This is a genomic window from Lacibacter sp. H407, from assembly GCF_037892605.1.
Taxonomy (GTDB): Bacteria; Bacteroidota; Bacteroidia; order Chitinophagales; family Chitinophagaceae; genus Lacibacter.
This window is the reverse complement of the sequence record NZ_JBBKTU010000002.1, coordinates 45,089-60,229: the sequence shown is the minus strand read 5'-3', so window position 1 is coordinate 60,229 and position 15,141 is coordinate 45,089. Positions and strand designations below refer to the sequence as shown.

Annotated in this window: 13 protein-coding genes; 4 read left to right on the top strand and 9 right to left on the bottom strand. The window is 41.2% G+C overall.

What is annotated here, in order from left to right; genetic code table 11:
• Positions 1-6: 6 nt before the first annotated feature.
• The 4 genes from WG989_RS19590 to WG989_RS19575 all read right to left on the bottom strand — a co-directional run bounded on the left by WG989_RS19590 (position 7) and on the right by WG989_RS19575 (position 4,257).
• Positions 7-1,704, bottom strand: coding sequence for a peptidase domain-containing ABC transporter (locus WG989_RS19590; RefSeq protein WP_340431776.1), 1,698 nt, complete (start codon positions 1,702-1,704; stop codon positions 7-9).
• 135 nt (positions 1,705-1,839) lie between these two features.
• Complete coding sequence (locus tag WG989_RS19585) at positions 1,840-3,267, bottom strand: L-serine ammonia-lyase (RefSeq protein WP_340431775.1); 1,428 nt, start codon at positions 3,265-3,267, stop codon at positions 1,840-1,842.
• Between the two features lie 82 nt (positions 3,268-3,349).
• Positions 3,350-3,859, bottom strand: coding sequence for an FKBP-type peptidyl-prolyl cis-trans isomerase (locus tag WG989_RS19580; protein WP_340431774.1), 510 nt, complete (start codon positions 3,857-3,859; stop codon positions 3,350-3,352).
• Between the two features lie 71 nt (positions 3,860-3,930).
• Positions 3,931-4,257 (bottom strand): hypothetical protein, encoded by a 327-nt coding sequence (locus WG989_RS19575; RefSeq protein ID WP_340431772.1) that lies wholly within the window; start codon positions 4,255-4,257, stop codon positions 3,931-3,933.
• Between the two features lie 176 nt (positions 4,258-4,433).
• On the opposite strand from WG989_RS19575, the gene WG989_RS19570 reads away from it, so the two are divergent.
• From WG989_RS19570 to WG989_RS19555, 4 genes are all read left to right on the top strand, one after another.
• Complete coding sequence (locus WG989_RS19570; protein WP_340431771.1) at positions 4,434-5,366, top strand: SPOR domain-containing protein; 933 nt, start codon at positions 4,434-4,436, stop codon at positions 5,364-5,366.
• Between the two features lie 10 nt (positions 5,367-5,376).
• Complete coding sequence (locus WG989_RS19565) at positions 5,377-6,042, top strand: lysoplasmalogenase (RefSeq protein WP_340431770.1); 666 nt, start codon at positions 5,377-5,379, stop codon at positions 6,040-6,042.
• Positions 6,043-6,203: 161 nt separating this feature from the next.
• A complete protein-coding gene (gene nhaA / locus WG989_RS19560; protein WP_340431768.1) occupies positions 6,204-7,346 on the top strand; it encodes a Na+/H+ antiporter NhaA in 1,143 nt (380 codons plus the stop codon).
• Between the two features lie 13 nt (positions 7,347-7,359).
• Entirely contained in the window at positions 7,360-7,899 is a 540-nt protein-coding gene (locus tag WG989_RS19555; protein WP_340431767.1) for a hypothetical protein, read from the top strand.
• A 53-nt stretch (positions 7,900-7,952) separates the two neighbouring features.
• Here the strand turns inward: WG989_RS19555 and WG989_RS19550 are convergent, their stop codons facing one another.
• The 5 genes from WG989_RS19550 to WG989_RS19530 form a co-directional block, all read right to left on the bottom strand.
• Positions 7,953-8,075: a hypothetical protein gene (locus WG989_RS19550; protein WP_340431765.1), complete on the bottom strand. Its 123-nt coding sequence runs from the start codon at positions 8,073-8,075 to the stop codon at positions 7,953-7,955.
• A 149-nt stretch (positions 8,076-8,224) separates the two neighbouring features.
• Positions 8,225-9,862: a chaperonin GroEL gene (groL, locus tag WG989_RS19545; RefSeq protein ID WP_340431764.1), complete on the bottom strand. Its 1,638-nt coding sequence runs from the start codon at positions 9,860-9,862 to the stop codon at positions 8,225-8,227.
• Positions 9,863-9,959: 97 nt separating this feature from the next.
• Positions 9,960-10,241 (bottom strand): co-chaperone GroES, encoded by a 282-nt coding sequence (locus WG989_RS19540; RefSeq protein WP_182801800.1) that lies wholly within the window; start codon positions 10,239-10,241, stop codon positions 9,960-9,962.
• A 181-nt stretch (positions 10,242-10,422) separates the two neighbouring features.
• Entirely contained in the window at positions 10,423-10,926 is a 504-nt protein-coding gene (locus WG989_RS19535) for a hypothetical protein (RefSeq protein ID WP_340431762.1), read from the bottom strand.
• A 68-nt stretch (positions 10,927-10,994) separates the two neighbouring features.
• A complete protein-coding gene (locus tag WG989_RS19530; protein WP_340431761.1) occupies positions 10,995-15,041 on the bottom strand; it encodes a T9SS type A sorting domain-containing protein in 4,047 nt (1,348 codons plus the stop codon).
• Between the last annotated feature and the right edge of the window lie 100 nt (positions 15,042-15,141).

Sequence of the window (15,141 nt, the reverse complement as noted above, 5' to 3'; positions counted from 1 at the left end):
TGTTACTTACTGTTTTGAAATGGGTTGTTCTTCTCTTACAACTTTTCCATCGTGCATATAAAAAATACGGTTGCACCTGTTTGCAAAAGAATCATCGTTTGTGATCACCACCACTGTAGTTGCCGGTATCTCTTCAAGCAGATATTGTTCAATTCGCCGACGGCATTCGGGATCAAGGCCAAGCCATGGTTCTTCCAGCAATAATAATTTCGGACTTGATACCAGCGCCCGTAACAATAACACTTTGCGAATAACGGCACTGGATAAACGATTTCCTACCGCATCAATTTCCGTATCAAATCCTTTTTTGAGCGATGCAATAAATTCGCTGATACCCAGTTTTGCCGCCAATGCATTGATCTGTGAGGTGGTGATGTTTGTATCGCCCAACGTAATATTTTCATACAAGGTTCCCTGAAAAATTTCCAGCCGGTTAAACAGAATACCCGTTTCGGAACGCAATAGCACCGGTTTGTAATTTCCAAGCGGGACATCATTCATCAGAATATTCCCATCAAAATCAGAATAGGCACCCGTCAGTAATTTTAAAAAGGTTGATTTGCCCGAACCCTCACCGCCTCTGATACATACTTTTTCACCTGCACCAATTTTTAACGACAGATTATTGAGTATTGGCCGCTGATCGTTATAACTGAAACTTACATTATTCACTTGAATAGATACTCCTTGCAATGAAGCATCAAGACCCAATGTGCCTTCCGGTTCCAACGGCTTGTCAATTACTTTTCCTAATTTTTCGACAGCCGTTAATATATCATAGATCTTATCTAAACTGCGAATCAGTTTTTCTACTGAAGCCAATACAAGCAGTATCACAATCTCAGCTGCAGCAAACTGCCCCACGTTGATTTCATTGCTTACAAGCAGCACTGCACCCACAATTAACATACCGGCGGTGATGAGAATTTTAAAACCGATCAACGACCAGTATTGCATCAGCAGAATTCGAAAATGACTGGTGCGTGCATGCAGATATTTTGTAACGAGCAGATCGGTTTTATCAACCGGCAGTGAAGAGCCACGTGAAAATTGAAACGACTTTAATACTCGTGCAATTTCTTCAAGCCATCCTGCCACTTCATATTTGTATTCACTTTCGTCGAGACTTGTAGAAAGGCCTCTGGCATACGTGATCCGGATAATTAAAAACAAGATGAGTAAAACAAGCAAACTAAAAATGATAAATACATTGGCGTAGAGCGATAACAGGATCAAACCAAACAATACCTGTATCAATGCTGCCGGAATATCGAGTAATAAACGGCTGAGACTTTTTTCAAGATTAATGGTGTCAAAAAAACGGTTGACAAATTCAGGAAGATAGTACTGGTCAATTTTTTTTAGATCGAGACGTGGAATACGCCATGCAAATTCAAATGAATAACGGGTGAAGATCCGTTGTTGAATTTTCTCAATGATCTTCATCTGGTTTACCTGCAGCAAACCGGTAAAGAAAACACTGATCACCACAAGAATGATCAATACAATAATGGAAGTAGATAAACGGCCGGCAAGTACAAAATTGATAATGGCCTGTATACCCAACGGCATAGCCAGTTGCAATACACCCGCAAGGATTGCGTAAAAATAAATTGCACCTATCTCCTTTCGCTCCAGGTTCAATACCTGTAATAAGCGTTGCAGCGGACGTTTCAGGTCCTTCGCTGCCTGGTTGTTTGCCATTAATTTGACCGTTATGTTAAAGAAAGTTGCTGCCTAAAACCTGCTCCTTTGAACAAATTTTAAATTCGTTTGCAAAAGAACATCATTTCTCCAAAATTGTTGGCTGATTTTGTTTTTTTTAACAACTAACGGTTCTTAACACTCAGGAAGAGCAATGGAAATATTGATAGCCAGTCCACCTTCTGCAGTTTCTTTGTATTTGTGATTCATATCCTTGGCGGTATCCCACATGGTTTTTACCACACCATCTAATGAAACCTTTGCATAATCGGGTGTGCTTTGTAAAGCAAGTTGAGAAGCGGTGATGGCTTTGATGGCGCCCATAGTATTTCGCTCAATACAAGGTACCTGCACAAGTCCGGCAATAGGATCGCAGGTCAAACCAAGATGATGTTCCATGGCAATTTCAGCAGCCATCAATACCTGTCGCTGGGTACCACCCATACATTCAGTGAGTGCCGCTGCGGCCATTGCACTTGATACGCCAATCTCTGCCTGACACCCACCCATTGCAGCAGAAATGGTTGAACCTTTTTTAAAGATGCTGCCCACTTCGGAAGCAGTTAATAAAAAACGGATGATCTTTTCTTCATCCATTCCATTGCAGAAACAAACATAATACATGAGCACAGCAGGTATAACACCGGCAGCACCATTTGTTGGTGCAGTTACTACTCGTCCGAACGAAGCATTCTCTTCATTCACGGCTAACGCAAAACAACTTACCCAATCGAGGGTGTATTTAAAATCGTTGCCACCACTACGGATCGCTTCCACCCACTCCTGAAAATTTGTATAAGGTTTTTGCTGTAGTAATTTTTTATTCAACCCGGCACCACGCCGTTTCACATTCAAACCACCCGGTAAATAACCTTCTGTATGGCAACCTTTGTACATACACTCATGCATTACATGCCAGATGTTGAGTACGCCTTGCTTTGTATCGTCTTCAGTGCGCCATGCATTTTCATTTTCCATCACCACTTCACTGATACTCATGCCTGTTTTCATACACCAATGCAACAGATCTTCGGCTGTATCAACGGGGAAAGGTAACTGCACCTGTGCATGGCCGGTAGTTGATTCATTTTCTTTTACTACAAAACCACCACCAATTGAATAATATGTTTCAGCAACAGAAGTGCCATCATTGAACGAAGCAAGAAATGTAACAGCATTGGGATGAAATGGTAAACTCTCACTCATCAAAAAATCAATATCCTCTCTTGGATCGAATTCTATTTCATGCTTGCCGCCCAACACGATCTCTTTCATGGCAGCAATATCATGCATCTTGGCATCAATGGAGTTAACATCAAATGTTACAGGATCATCGCCACACAAACCCAATTGAATGGCAACATCTGTTCCATGGCCTTTGCCCGTTTTCGCCAATGAACCATACAGCAACACTCGCACAGTTGCCACTTGTTGTAACGGTTGTATTGTTTGAATGGATTGCACAAAACGTTGAGCGGCACGCCATGGCCCCAGCGTATGACTGCTGGATGGACCAACACCGATCTTAAACATATCGAAAACGGAAATAGGTTCGTACGACAAGCGATTGAGTTTTTACAAAAGTATGAAAACAAAAAAAGCTCCTGTATTTAATTACAGGAGCTTTGTGAAATATCACAGCAATTTAGCTGGCTACCGTTACCAGTTCAATATCAAACAGTAAAACCGAATTCGGTGGAATAGTATATTGACCTGTATTGGAATTATATGATCCCGCAGCACCATATCCCAAAGCCGGAGGAACAATTAATTTGATCTTTCCACCTTCGCCCAACAATGGAATGGTACGCTGCCATGATTCGATCAAATTCGCCAATGAAAAAACAGCTGTATTGGTGCCTGTTGTTTGATCGAAAATAGTTCCGTTTGTTAAACGTCCCACATATTTTACCGCAACTGTGGTGCAAAGCCCGGGTTTTTTACTGTTGCCAGGCGTTTCAATTACATAATACAATCCGGAGCTTCCCAGTTCTACAGCACCCGTAATATTATTAGCGGCAATATATTCTGTAACCATTGCCTCTTCCTGTGCAGATGCGGATGTATTGCCGGGTTTAGCATCACATCCTTCGTCTTTCTTTTTACATGCACTCAACAACACAACAACCGATAATAACGATAACAAATACTTCATGATCACTTAATTTATATAGATTTTATAATAAATTGATTTTATTCATTTGCAACAGCTATCAGTAATGACAATCAGCTTTCCTGCAACGTTGCGTCAACTTTTTCTTTTTGTTTCAATTCAGCATAGCGTTGTTCATTCATCTCCCATTTAAAACGCATTTTAAAAATGGCGTAAAACACAATGATCAATAATACAGCGATCAATATCAATGTGAACTGCGTACCCGAAACATAGGGCATCCGTTTAAACCAACCTCTGAATAAAAAACTCAACAGCATCGGAAACCCAAATGCTAAACCGAGCGGCAACCCCACCATTAACTGGTTCATCAGTTTTTTTTCGCCGTTGCGGTTTTTCTCCCACCACCCGATAAATTCTTTTTCCTCTTCTGACAGCATCAACTGTTTTTTGCAAATGTAGGCAAGAGCAGGCTGTGATGGCGCTTATTTGGCGAAGATTTGCCGAAACGACCGAAATCACCGGGTTTGTATAAGTAAATGCCTGTATTACAAAGCTGAATCGGCAATTTGTATGAGAAAAGCTGCTTTTTAAGTATGTTTGAAAAAAATTATCCGTGAAAATCCAGGACATTCTATCGCAGTACTTGTATAAAGAGAAATCACTCACCCTTCCCGGGCTTGGTCGTTTTGATCTTGATCCTTCTGTAAACGTATATGAATTAAAAGAAGAAGGCTGGCCGAGCAATACCATTTCGTTTACCCCCAACCGTAATGCGCCACTCAACGATGAACTGCTGCAGTTCCTTGTACAGCAAACCGGCAAAATGAAACCGCTTGCGATGAGCGATCTTGAATCGTACATCAGCAGCGGATTGCAATTGCTCAATATTGGCAAACCATTTCCGATCAAAGGCATTGGATCGCTCACCAAAACAAGAGATGATCATTTTCAATTTGAACAGGGAAGTCCTGCGTTGGAAAAAATTGATTCCATCAATACCGATCATGTACGTGACCGTACTATAGTTGCCGATGGAGAAACAGCGATTGATTTCTCACATGAAGAACGAAAGAGCTCAAAAAAACCGATTCTCATGGTCGGAAGCCTTGTTGCGTTGGTATTGGTTGGCTTCGGGGTTTATCTTGCTATACAAAAATTTAAAACTACTGCACAAGAACCGGTAGTAAGCGAACAAGAGGTAGCGATGGATACCATTGCACCTGCTGTTGATACGGCGAGCACGCCTTTAGATACGGCACAAGTTGCAGCGGTTGATACAACGGTTGTTACTCCCCCACCTGCTCCAGTGCAGAACACTGTAAACAGCGGATCGTTTCAATTGATCGTTGATCAGTTCAAAGCAAAAGCTGCGGCCGACAGACGTGTCGAAGCGTTGAAGATTCGTGGGTTTGATGTAAGCGTCAATCAAAAAGACAGCAGTACTTATCGTGTAGTATTACAGGTGAACCGTCCATTAGCTGATAGTGCTGTTGTGATGGACTCGCTTCGCAAATTCTATCTCTGGAAACCCAAACTCATAAACTAATTTTTGATCGATGAAGCAATCGGCAACCATCGTTTTCCGCATCTATGCATTGGTGGTTGTGTGCGAACTGTTGCTGATTTATTTTCAACAACCGGAATGGCGATGGTTTACCAAACCATTGCTGATGCCGTTGCTTCTGCTCGGCTTTTATCTTAGTTCAGCAAAGCGAAACAGTACAGGTTTCTATCTCATTGCTGCTGCATTAATTCTATCGTGGGCCGGTGATGTGTTATTGCAAATGAAAGGAATGTTTATTCCGGGGCTGATCTCATTTTTACTGGCACATATTTTTTACATCGTTTATTTTATTCGCAGTAACCCGGGCAAAAAAGGATTGCTGCAGTTTCAACCATTGATCGGTATTCCGGTGTTGCTGTATATTCTTCTCTTTCTGTGGATGCTCTTTCCTTATTTAGATGCGTTAAAAATTCCAGTTATAGTGTATGGCATTACAATTGGAACCATGTTGTTGATGAGTATCAACATGCGACGAAAAACAAATCATGTGGCAGCCACTTATTTCATTGTTGGCGCATTGCTGTTTGTTATATCTGATTCTTTACTGGCTGTAAATCTTTTTGCATACAGCAGCATGCTGTTGGGTTTATGTGTGATGCTTACGTATGCCTCTGCACAGTATTTGATCGTGAAGGGAGCCTTTCAAAATGCGGGGTAACAAATTGTTTCACAGCTATTACATTGAAACAAACAAATTCAAACTTACTCTTCCTATTCCCGCTTACATGAAATTCAGTAGTTTCGCCTGATCCGGTAATACATCTGCTTATTTCCAACGTGTAAACAAATTATTCACGCTCATCAGATAAATGGAAGCGAATGAATCCAACTAAACTATTTAAAGATTTCTTCGAAAGTGAAAAAGCAGGAGGTTTAACACTCATTGCCTGTACTGTTGTTTCATTATTGATCGCTAACTCTGGCTGGGGTGAAGGTTATCATGCATTCTGGCAATCGAATTTCGCCGGTCTTTCTGTGGAGCATTGGGTAAATGATGCATTGATGGCTGTTTTCTTTTTGCTGATCGGCCTTGAATTAGAAAGAGAGATCTACCAGGGAGAACTTTCAAACCCAAAAGATGCGTTGCTGCCGATGTTTGGTGCATTGGGTGGTTTACTTGTACCGGCGGGATTGTATCTTTTACTCAATATTGGAACCAATACACAATCGGGTGCAGGTATACCTATGGCAACGGATATTGCATTTGCGTTGGGTATTTTGTCGCTGCTGGGTAACAAAGTTCCTACTTCATTAAAAGTTTTTCTAACAGCTCTTGCTGTGATCGATGACCTGTGTGCAATTTTAGTAATTGCCATCTTCTATACAAAAACACTGTTGTGGACCAACCTGTTTATTGCGTTGGGAATATTTGTTGGTTTACTGGTGATGAACAGAATGAAGGTTCGAAACCTGATACCATATTTACTGGGTGGTATAGCCATGTGGTATTTTATGTTGCACTCGGGTGTGCATGCAACCATTACCGGTGTGTTACTTGCTTTTGCGATTCCTTTTGGTAATGGCGATGAGAAATCAACTTCCTACATCCTCCAACACTTCCTGCATAAACCTGTCGCCTTTCTAATACTGCCTATTTTTGCGTTGGCAAATACAGCAATTATTATCAGCGGCGACATTACACAAACGCTTACTGAAAATTACAGTATGGGTATTGCTTTGGGACTGATCGTTGGTAAACCACTTGGCATTTTTGCATTGACCTTTGTAGCAGTTTCAACCAGGCTTTGCAAATTACCAGACGATTTGAATTGGAAACATATTTTCGGTGTTGGTCTGTTAGGTGGTATTGGATTTACTATGTCCATCTTTATTACACTGCTGGCTTTCGAGAATGAAACGATCATCAATAATGCAAAACTGGTGATCCTGCTTTCTTCATTAGTCGCTGGTTTGCTTGGTTTTTTTGTATTGAAATTAACGCTGAAGAAACAGGCAGCATAACAACTGAACTAAAGTGCGTAAAAAGAAAAAACAAAAGCTGAAGGAACAACAGTTCTGGGGAACGTTTGCTTATTTCAGCAAACCTCAACTTCCCGACAGTATTCCTACACATCTGGAACGGGTCAATTTCCGCATATGGAATCATGTAGACGATGAACAGATTGAAATGATGGTTACGCATGTGCAGTCGATCAATATGCTTGATCTGGATGAAACAGAGATCACCAATTACAGCATTCAACTGCTCACAAAACTCAGCTTTATTAAAGAACTGCGGCTGAAAGGTTGCAATGAAATAGATGATGATGCGATGACTCACCTCAATAATATCAAAGGACTGGAGCTGTTGCATATCGATGGCACATCCATCAGTATCAAAGGCGTGTTGCAGTTACGTGCAGATCATCCGCTGCGAATGTTGCTGATAAGAGTTGATGATCCGGAGCAACATCTAAGCGATCTAACAACGATTGCACAACGTTTTCCCGATTGCGAATTGATCGTAAATCACAAGAGCTTCACAATTAAGAAAGAAGATGGTTGGTCGATGTAAAAAATCATCTCACATAAAAATGCCCCGCAAAAAAACGGGACATTTTTTTTGTTTCAATAAATAATATAAGGATTGCCAAACGAATCATCATCTCTTCTTCTGATACGTTGCATCAACAGACTCAATTTGTGTTTCAATTTCTGCATAAACGGCAAAAGCATGTTTCTTCTTTTCATGTCGCATGTTTTTAATCGTGATGAATCATTGAAATGCAAAGTCCCCTGTTTTACCAGAGGACTTTGGTTGTATGTTCAAGCTGTTACTGATAGTTAAAGTGATTGTGTAAAATGTACTTCGTACTTCCAACTTCTCACTTTTTACTTGCTTAGTAACCACCCATGCCCCCCATATCAGGAGCGCCATGTGCGTGTGCTTCTTCTTTCTTTGGTTTGTCAGCAATTACACACTCAGTAGTTAATAACATACCAGCGATAGATGCTGCATTTTCCAAGGCAACACGGCTTACTTTCGTTGGATCAATTACACCTGCTTTAAACAGGTTCTCATACACTTCTGTACGGGCATTGAAACCAAAATCACCTTTACCTTCTTTGATCTTCTGTACAACGATAGAACCGTCAATACCTGCATTAGCAGTTAATGTACGCATTGGTTCTTCCAGTGCACGACGAACGATCTGCATACCGGTTTGCTCATCTTCAATTTGTCCACGAACTTTTGCTTCCAGTGCATCTATTGCACGGATGTAAGCAACACCACCACCTGGAACAATACCTTCTTCAACCGCTGCACGGGTTGCATGTAATGCATCGTCAACACGATCTTTCTTTTCTTTCATTTCCATTTCAGTAGCAGCACCAATGTACAATACAGCAACACCACCTGCTAACTTAGCAAGGCGCTCTTGTAATTTTTCTTTATCGTAATCAGAAGTTGTGTTTTCAACCTGTGCTTTGATCTGGTTTACACGTGCAGTGATCTCAGCTTTCTTGCCTTTGCCACCAACAATAGTTGTGTTGTCTTTATCAATTGTAATTGAAGAAGCCTGGCCTAAATAAGTAAGATCAGCATTCTCTAATTTGTAACCTTGTTCTTCACTGATAACTGTACCTGCAGTAAGGATCGCAATATCAGTCAACATTTCTTTACGACGGTCACCGAAGCCCGGAGCTTTTACAGCAGCAACTTTTAATGTACCACGGAGTTTGTTTACAACCAATGTTGCTAATGCTTCACCTTCGAGATCTTCAGAGATGATCACTAATGGACGACCACTTTGTGCAACTTTCTCCAAAATGTGAAGAATATCTTTCATTGCAGAGATCTTCTTATCATAGATAAGAATGTAGGGGTTCTGCAATTCAACTTCCATTTTTTCGCTGTTTGTAACGAAGTATGGAGAAATATAACCACGATCGAACTGCATACCTTCCACTACATCAACAGTAGTATCGGTACCTTTTGCTTCTTCAACAGTGATCACACCTTCTTTACCAACTTTTGCAAACGCTTCTGCGATCAGTTTACCGATCGTTTCATCGTTGTTAGCAGAGATAGAAGCAACCTGTTGAATTTTTTTGCTGTCGTTACCAACAGTTTGTGATTGACTTTTCAGGTTTGCAACAACCAGGCTTACAGCTTTATCAATACCACGTTTCAGATCCATTGGATTTGCACCGGCAGCTACCATTTTCAAACCTTCGCTGATGATTGATTGCGCCAATACAGTTGCAGTAGTAGTACCATCACCCGCAATGTCTGCAGTTTTAGAAGCTACTTCTTTCACCATTTGTGCACCCATATTTTCAATAGGATCTTCCAGTTCAATTTCTTTTGCAACAGTAACACCATCTTTCGTTACGGCCGGTGCACCGAATTTCTTTTCGATCACTACGTTACGTCCTTTTGGACCGAGTGTAACTTTCACAGCGTTGGCCAGAATGTCAACACCTCTTTTCATCTTATTTCTTCCTTCAATATCGAAGAATATTTGCTTTGCCATAATACGTTAATTTGAAAATTAATTGATTTGAAAATTTGAGAATTGAAGACTTGAAGCAGCTAAAGGTTTCACATTAGCACATCTTCAAATTTTCAAATTATACAATTGCCAGAATGTCGCTTTCACGCATGATCAACAGATCATCGCCATCAATAGCGATTTCAGTACCTGCATATTTACCATACAAAACCGTATCGCCGACTTTCACGGTAACAGGTTCGTCTTTTTTGCCAGGACCGGCAGCAACTACAGTACCACGCTGTGGTTTTTCTTTTGCAGTATCGGGGATGATGATACCACCAGCTGTTTTTTCTTCAGCAGGAGCAGGCTTCACAATTACCCTGTCATGTAAAGGGGTAACACTTACCTTCTTAGCCATAATTATTCGTTTTTTGGTTTTGAAATGAAATTGATTAAGCCCTTTTCAGGGGGCAACGAAGGTAAGCGAATACAGTGCCACCCCGCCAGAATGCGTAAAAATTTCAGAATTGGCGGAAATAGTTGAAAATAGCAGAAAAAATCTGGCAGGGAGAAAGACAAATTTGCATGTTTGTCCTTTCTCAATAAGCAGGCAAAGTTTCCAACTCTTTTACCGGACCTGCTTTCCATACAATTATTTTGCCTTTGTATGTTCCCCGAAACAGTATCTCTCGTAACTGAAGATTTGATGGAGCGATAAAGTTTTTTGTTTCAACCGGTTCAAGGGTAAGACGAATTATCTTATTTGCAGAATCAGTTTTGCTGATGATAACTTTTTCACCACTGTTTTTCATAACACCCAGTTCCAGTGATTGCTCCGTGAACATATAAGGTGATATACTGAATTGTTGGGTGCTGCTCCAGGCACTGTCCCATACAATATCCTTACTTGCAGCCTCCACATAAATAGCCGTTACGGTATCAATTTTTGCAGGCATTTCATTCCCATTCTCATCTTTCATGGCAATACCAGGCATGTGAATACTGGAGTACGCATACACCTGTTTGATCACTGCTTTTTTACCGGCGCAGGAATTCAACAGCAGCAATGAAAAAAAACATATCACCGGAACAAAAAAACGCATGGAATGAATATTGATTGAATGAAACGATAAAACAGGAAGTCTGCCGTGGCAGACTTCCTGTTTTTAATTTATTGCTTTACTACTTTGAGGCTTTGTGTTTTTGTACCGGCATCGATCCGGAGAATATAAACACCGGCAGGTAATGCTTTCCCACTTAATGGCAATTGACGATTCCCATCTGCACGACCAAGGTTCCAGCGTTGCAGTAATTGGCCATTATTAGTAAACAAAGTTGCTTCAATATTTACCCGGCTTTGATTACCGATGCTCAGCGGAATAGTTGTGCTAATCGGGTTTTGCAGCAGTTTTACAAAATTTTCCTGTTGGCTTGGGTTGCGGATGGAGGTAACATTTCCCTCTGCAAGGAAAAATTTACCTGCACCTGTAACTGTTGCTGTAAACACATACCCTGTTGCTCCATATGTAACAAAATTGGTAGCATAAACAGTTGAATTGGTAACATCGGCATTTGCCAACGTTGCTGCAGTTGTTCCGGCAATTTTCAGCGCACCTGGTGTTTTTCCATTTAATTCCGCAACTGTAAAATATAGCGACAATGTATATGTTGCAGATGGATTGGTTGACACAGCAACATCTACCACTTTTTGTGAACGGGGGCCTGCAAAAAACGATTGCCAGGTTGTGCCAGATGCCGACAGGTTGGACGTAACACAACCCAGACTTGCAGAAGCGCCAGAAATTCGACTGATGACTTTGTTAGTAACGGGACGGTAGAAATTATAAGTTCCACTACCGGCCACATTTTCCAATTTTCCTGAATTGACCACTGTTTCAATTGCGTTTCCAACAATTGATGGCAGTATTATATTGGGTCGTACGAAGGTGCCGGCAACACTTCCGAAAAGGCCACCTGTGATCTCACACCCAACACCTGTTGCTGTCCTTCCCCATATTCCTTTTTGATCAGCAGTAATATTTGTAGCAAGATTATCGTCGCCTGTTACTGCGTTATCAATATTGTTATAACAAATCTCAACCAATAAATTGCTAACACCATCCCAACCAAAAGATGCAACATTAAAATTGAGTGTATTTACGCCCAGGAATGTTGAATAGTTACCGGTATAACAAACTGTTGCTCCGGCTTCAAAACTTCCTGATAAAATAGTTGATGAAGTATTTTTTAATGAAACTGTCAACCCTGTGAAAGGCGTAGTGCTGCCCTTTGATGTAACATTAAATCCAAGCGATGTAATATCGCCTGCCTGAACACCAGCCGCTATAAGCTCTGCTGCTGTATAAATGTATTGACTTCTTGCTTTCGCAAAACTTCCACGCAACGGTTGTACATAACTTCCATAATTACCTGAACCCACTGTCACTTCTCCTAAACTTGGAACTACAGGGGCTGCATCGTCGCTGCTGATATTGAATGTGAACGACTGACTGCTTGGTGCGGCCAACACATTTGTTACTCCACTTACTACATAAGAAAGTGTAAACGATTCTTCTGTTTCAACTTCAGCATCATTATACACCCGGATAGTAATTGGCTGCTCGGCTGTGGATCCGTTTGCGAAAGTTAAAACATTGCTTGCTGCAGTAAAATTTCCATTCGTTGTAAAATCAAAATCAACTCCCTGCACTGCTGTACCACCTGCAACACTCAAGGTTATTGTAGCAGCTCCAACAGGAGCCTGATCTACACGCATATTAACTACATAATCCTTATAACTCTTACATAGATCGGTTGTTGCTGTTGTTGCTTCCACAGCATTGTTGTAGTTATAAGTAGATGCAAATCGTACAAAGGGAACAGACATAGGAAGAGAAGCCGTCCACAAACCACGGCCATGTGTAGCCGCCAACAATGTTCCATCTCTCTTTCTGTATTGAAACATATTTGTGCGAACTACCGGGAATGTGGTATTCTGAACCCAAACAGTAGAACTTCCATTAATATCGTCTGTTTCAAAAATCCCCATGTCAGTTGCTATAATAGCTTTATCATCGTCTTCAGGATAAAACATTGCCCATCTAACAGGGATATCTGGCAGGTTTCCTGTAATATTTGTCCATCCGGCTGCACCCCCACCTGTGTTCGTTACAAACACATGGGCTACGCTGTAATTCGAAAATGTAGCGATCAGGTTGTTATCACTTGTGCCCGTTTCTACACATGATACGGTGTTATTAACCGGCATATTAGATCCCGTAATATTAGTAACAACAGGCGTCATTAAATGAGCATTGTCAACTTTCACAACTTTACCTTCCTGAGAACCGAAAAAGACCCTGTTATTTGTGTAGCTTGATACTTTTACATTGGTAATTGCTCCTGAAGTTCCTGCTGAAATTGACACTGAATTAAACGTGGAGCCATTCTGTGGATCCTCCCATCGGATATAAGATCCGCCGGCATTTAAACCTCCACTTGTATACATTTTATTGTTGATATCATCATAGTCAGTTGGATTGATAAACAAGCCAAACTGATCAGAATAATTAATTCCGGTCCATGACGCACCACCGTTGATACTTCTCAGATAATTACTGTACACGGTGGAGCCGAATTGAAATTGTGGTTCGTTTTCATCGATATGTACAAAACCACCATCTCCTCCCCTTACTTCAATACTTGCCCCAAGACCGGGAGTTGTCAATTGATGGGTGCCATTATCCTGTGTACCAGCCAAAAAATAATTTGTAGTAAGAGGGTGTATAGCACAAGAATAAAACTGCTTGGTTCGTAACCCAACGTTCCGGTCTGCGAAACTGGTTCCACTGTTAATAGAATAAAATATACCCCCATCAGTTGCTAACAAAACCTGGGAACCGTTCCAAACAACTGAATGATGATCGGCATGTACATAGTTGATCGTATTACCAACCCACCTGGTAATTTGCGACCAGGTTTCACCACCATTTAACGTACGATAAAAATTCAGTCCACCTGCAATTACAACATTAGGATCAGTCGGATCAATGCCAATTGCCAGATCAAACCACCCTTGACTTGCATTAATTGTTGGCTCTGAGGCTCCTCCCGGAGGTGAAGTTGTTGTTTGCGCCCAATTAGCTCCTCCATCAATCGATTTATAAATCGTTGGCGTTCGATAACTTGAGTTAGCTGGCAATACGTACAATACGTTGCCGGAAACAGCCAGTTCAGAATTATACGCTGTAGGAAAAGTAGTAACAGGCTCGGTCCAACTATTTGCAGTTACTGTTGAAGGATTATCGGTATAACGATAACCTGAAGTACCACTGTTACGATATCCGCAAACTATATGCATACGACCAGTATTGCTGATCCGCATTTCCGTAACTCTGGTTGTCAATCCGGTTGGTGTAATGCTTGTCCATGATGCACCGCCATTTGTTGATCGCTGAATACCAAAATTGCCTATGGTTGCTACATATACATTTCCTGCTGCATCACACAGCACTCTTGACACGTTCCAAAATCCTGTTGTATTTGGCAATAAATTCCATGTAACTCCATGGTCTGTACTTTTCCAGATACCACCTCCTCGAACGGCATCTGCATTTACTGTTTTCTCACCCGTACCAAAATACATAATGTTTGTGTTGGTAGGGTCTTGACAAATACTTGTAACAGCGAGGTTCCCTAAAAAATCATTCACCAATACCCAGTTTGCGGGGTTGATGGATATATTGTTGGTTTTCCATAAGCCTCCGCTTACACTTCCTATCCAAACAGTTTGATTGGTGGGATCTGCCAGGTCAACCCAAATTGCACGCATACGACCACTCGTTACAGCATCATTTGATGGCCCCCTGATATTCCCGTTACTTGGACCTACTGAGTTGTTATTTGGACCTCGCTCAACCCAGTTTAAAGCAGACACCCTGCTAACAACACCCGATCTTCTGGCTGCCAATGCGTTGTCCACCGCTCTAACCAAACGATCGCTCGGCACATAACCAAGTTTTACGTCCTTGGTCATTGCAAACTCCATCTTCATTGCTTCTTCAGCTCCACTTGTCTTGTTAACCGTTCTATCTTTAATCGGGTTGGCATTGAGGACGGGTACCTGCTCTGCTAAATCAGCCTTGCTTTTATTTCCATTACACGAACTGATCAGTTGTACGAAACAAATTACAGCGAGGCCAAAAAAAAATTTCTTCATGCTTTAGGTAGGTTTTAACCGGTTTCATATCGCATTGCTATTTGATACAATGCTGCGGTAAAATCAAAAAAATAGTAAATATCAAATATAAGGGAAACCA

Coding starts and splice junctions, on each gene's coding strand:
- nhaA (WP_340431768.1), top strand. CDS start 6,204: ATGAATCCAACTAAACTATTTAAAGATTTCTTCGAAAGTGAAAAAGCA.
- WG989_RS19590 (WP_340431776.1), bottom strand. CDS start 1,704: ATGGCAAACAACCAGGCAGCGAAGGACCTGAAACGTCCGCTGCAACGC.
- WG989_RS19550 (WP_340431765.1), bottom strand. CDS start 8,075: ATGAAAAGAAGAAACATGCTTTTGCCGTTTATGCAGAAATTGAAACAC.
- WG989_RS19540 (WP_182801800.1), bottom strand. CDS start 10,241: ATGGCTAAGAAGGTAAGTGTTACCCCTTTACATGACAGGGTAATTGTG.
- groL (WP_340431764.1), bottom strand. CDS start 9,862: ATGGCAAAGCAAATATTCTTCGATATTGAAGGAAGAAATAAGATGAAA.
- WG989_RS19530 (WP_340431761.1), bottom strand. CDS start 15,041: ATGAAGAAATTTTTTTTTGGCCTCGCTGTAATTTGTTTCGTACAACTG.
- WG989_RS19580 (WP_340431774.1), bottom strand. CDS start 3,859: ATGAAGTATTTGTTATCGTTATTATCGGTTGTTGTGTTGTTGAGTGCA.
- WG989_RS19565 (WP_340431770.1), top strand. CDS start 5,377: ATGAAGCAATCGGCAACCATCGTTTTCCGCATCTATGCATTGGTGGTT.
- WG989_RS19575 (WP_340431772.1), bottom strand. CDS start 4,257: ATGCTGTCAGAAGAGGAAAAAGAATTTATCGGGTGGTGGGAGAAAAAC.
- WG989_RS19535 (WP_340431762.1), bottom strand. CDS start 10,926: ATGCGTTTTTTTGTTCCGGTGATATGTTTTTTTTCATTGCTGCTGTTG.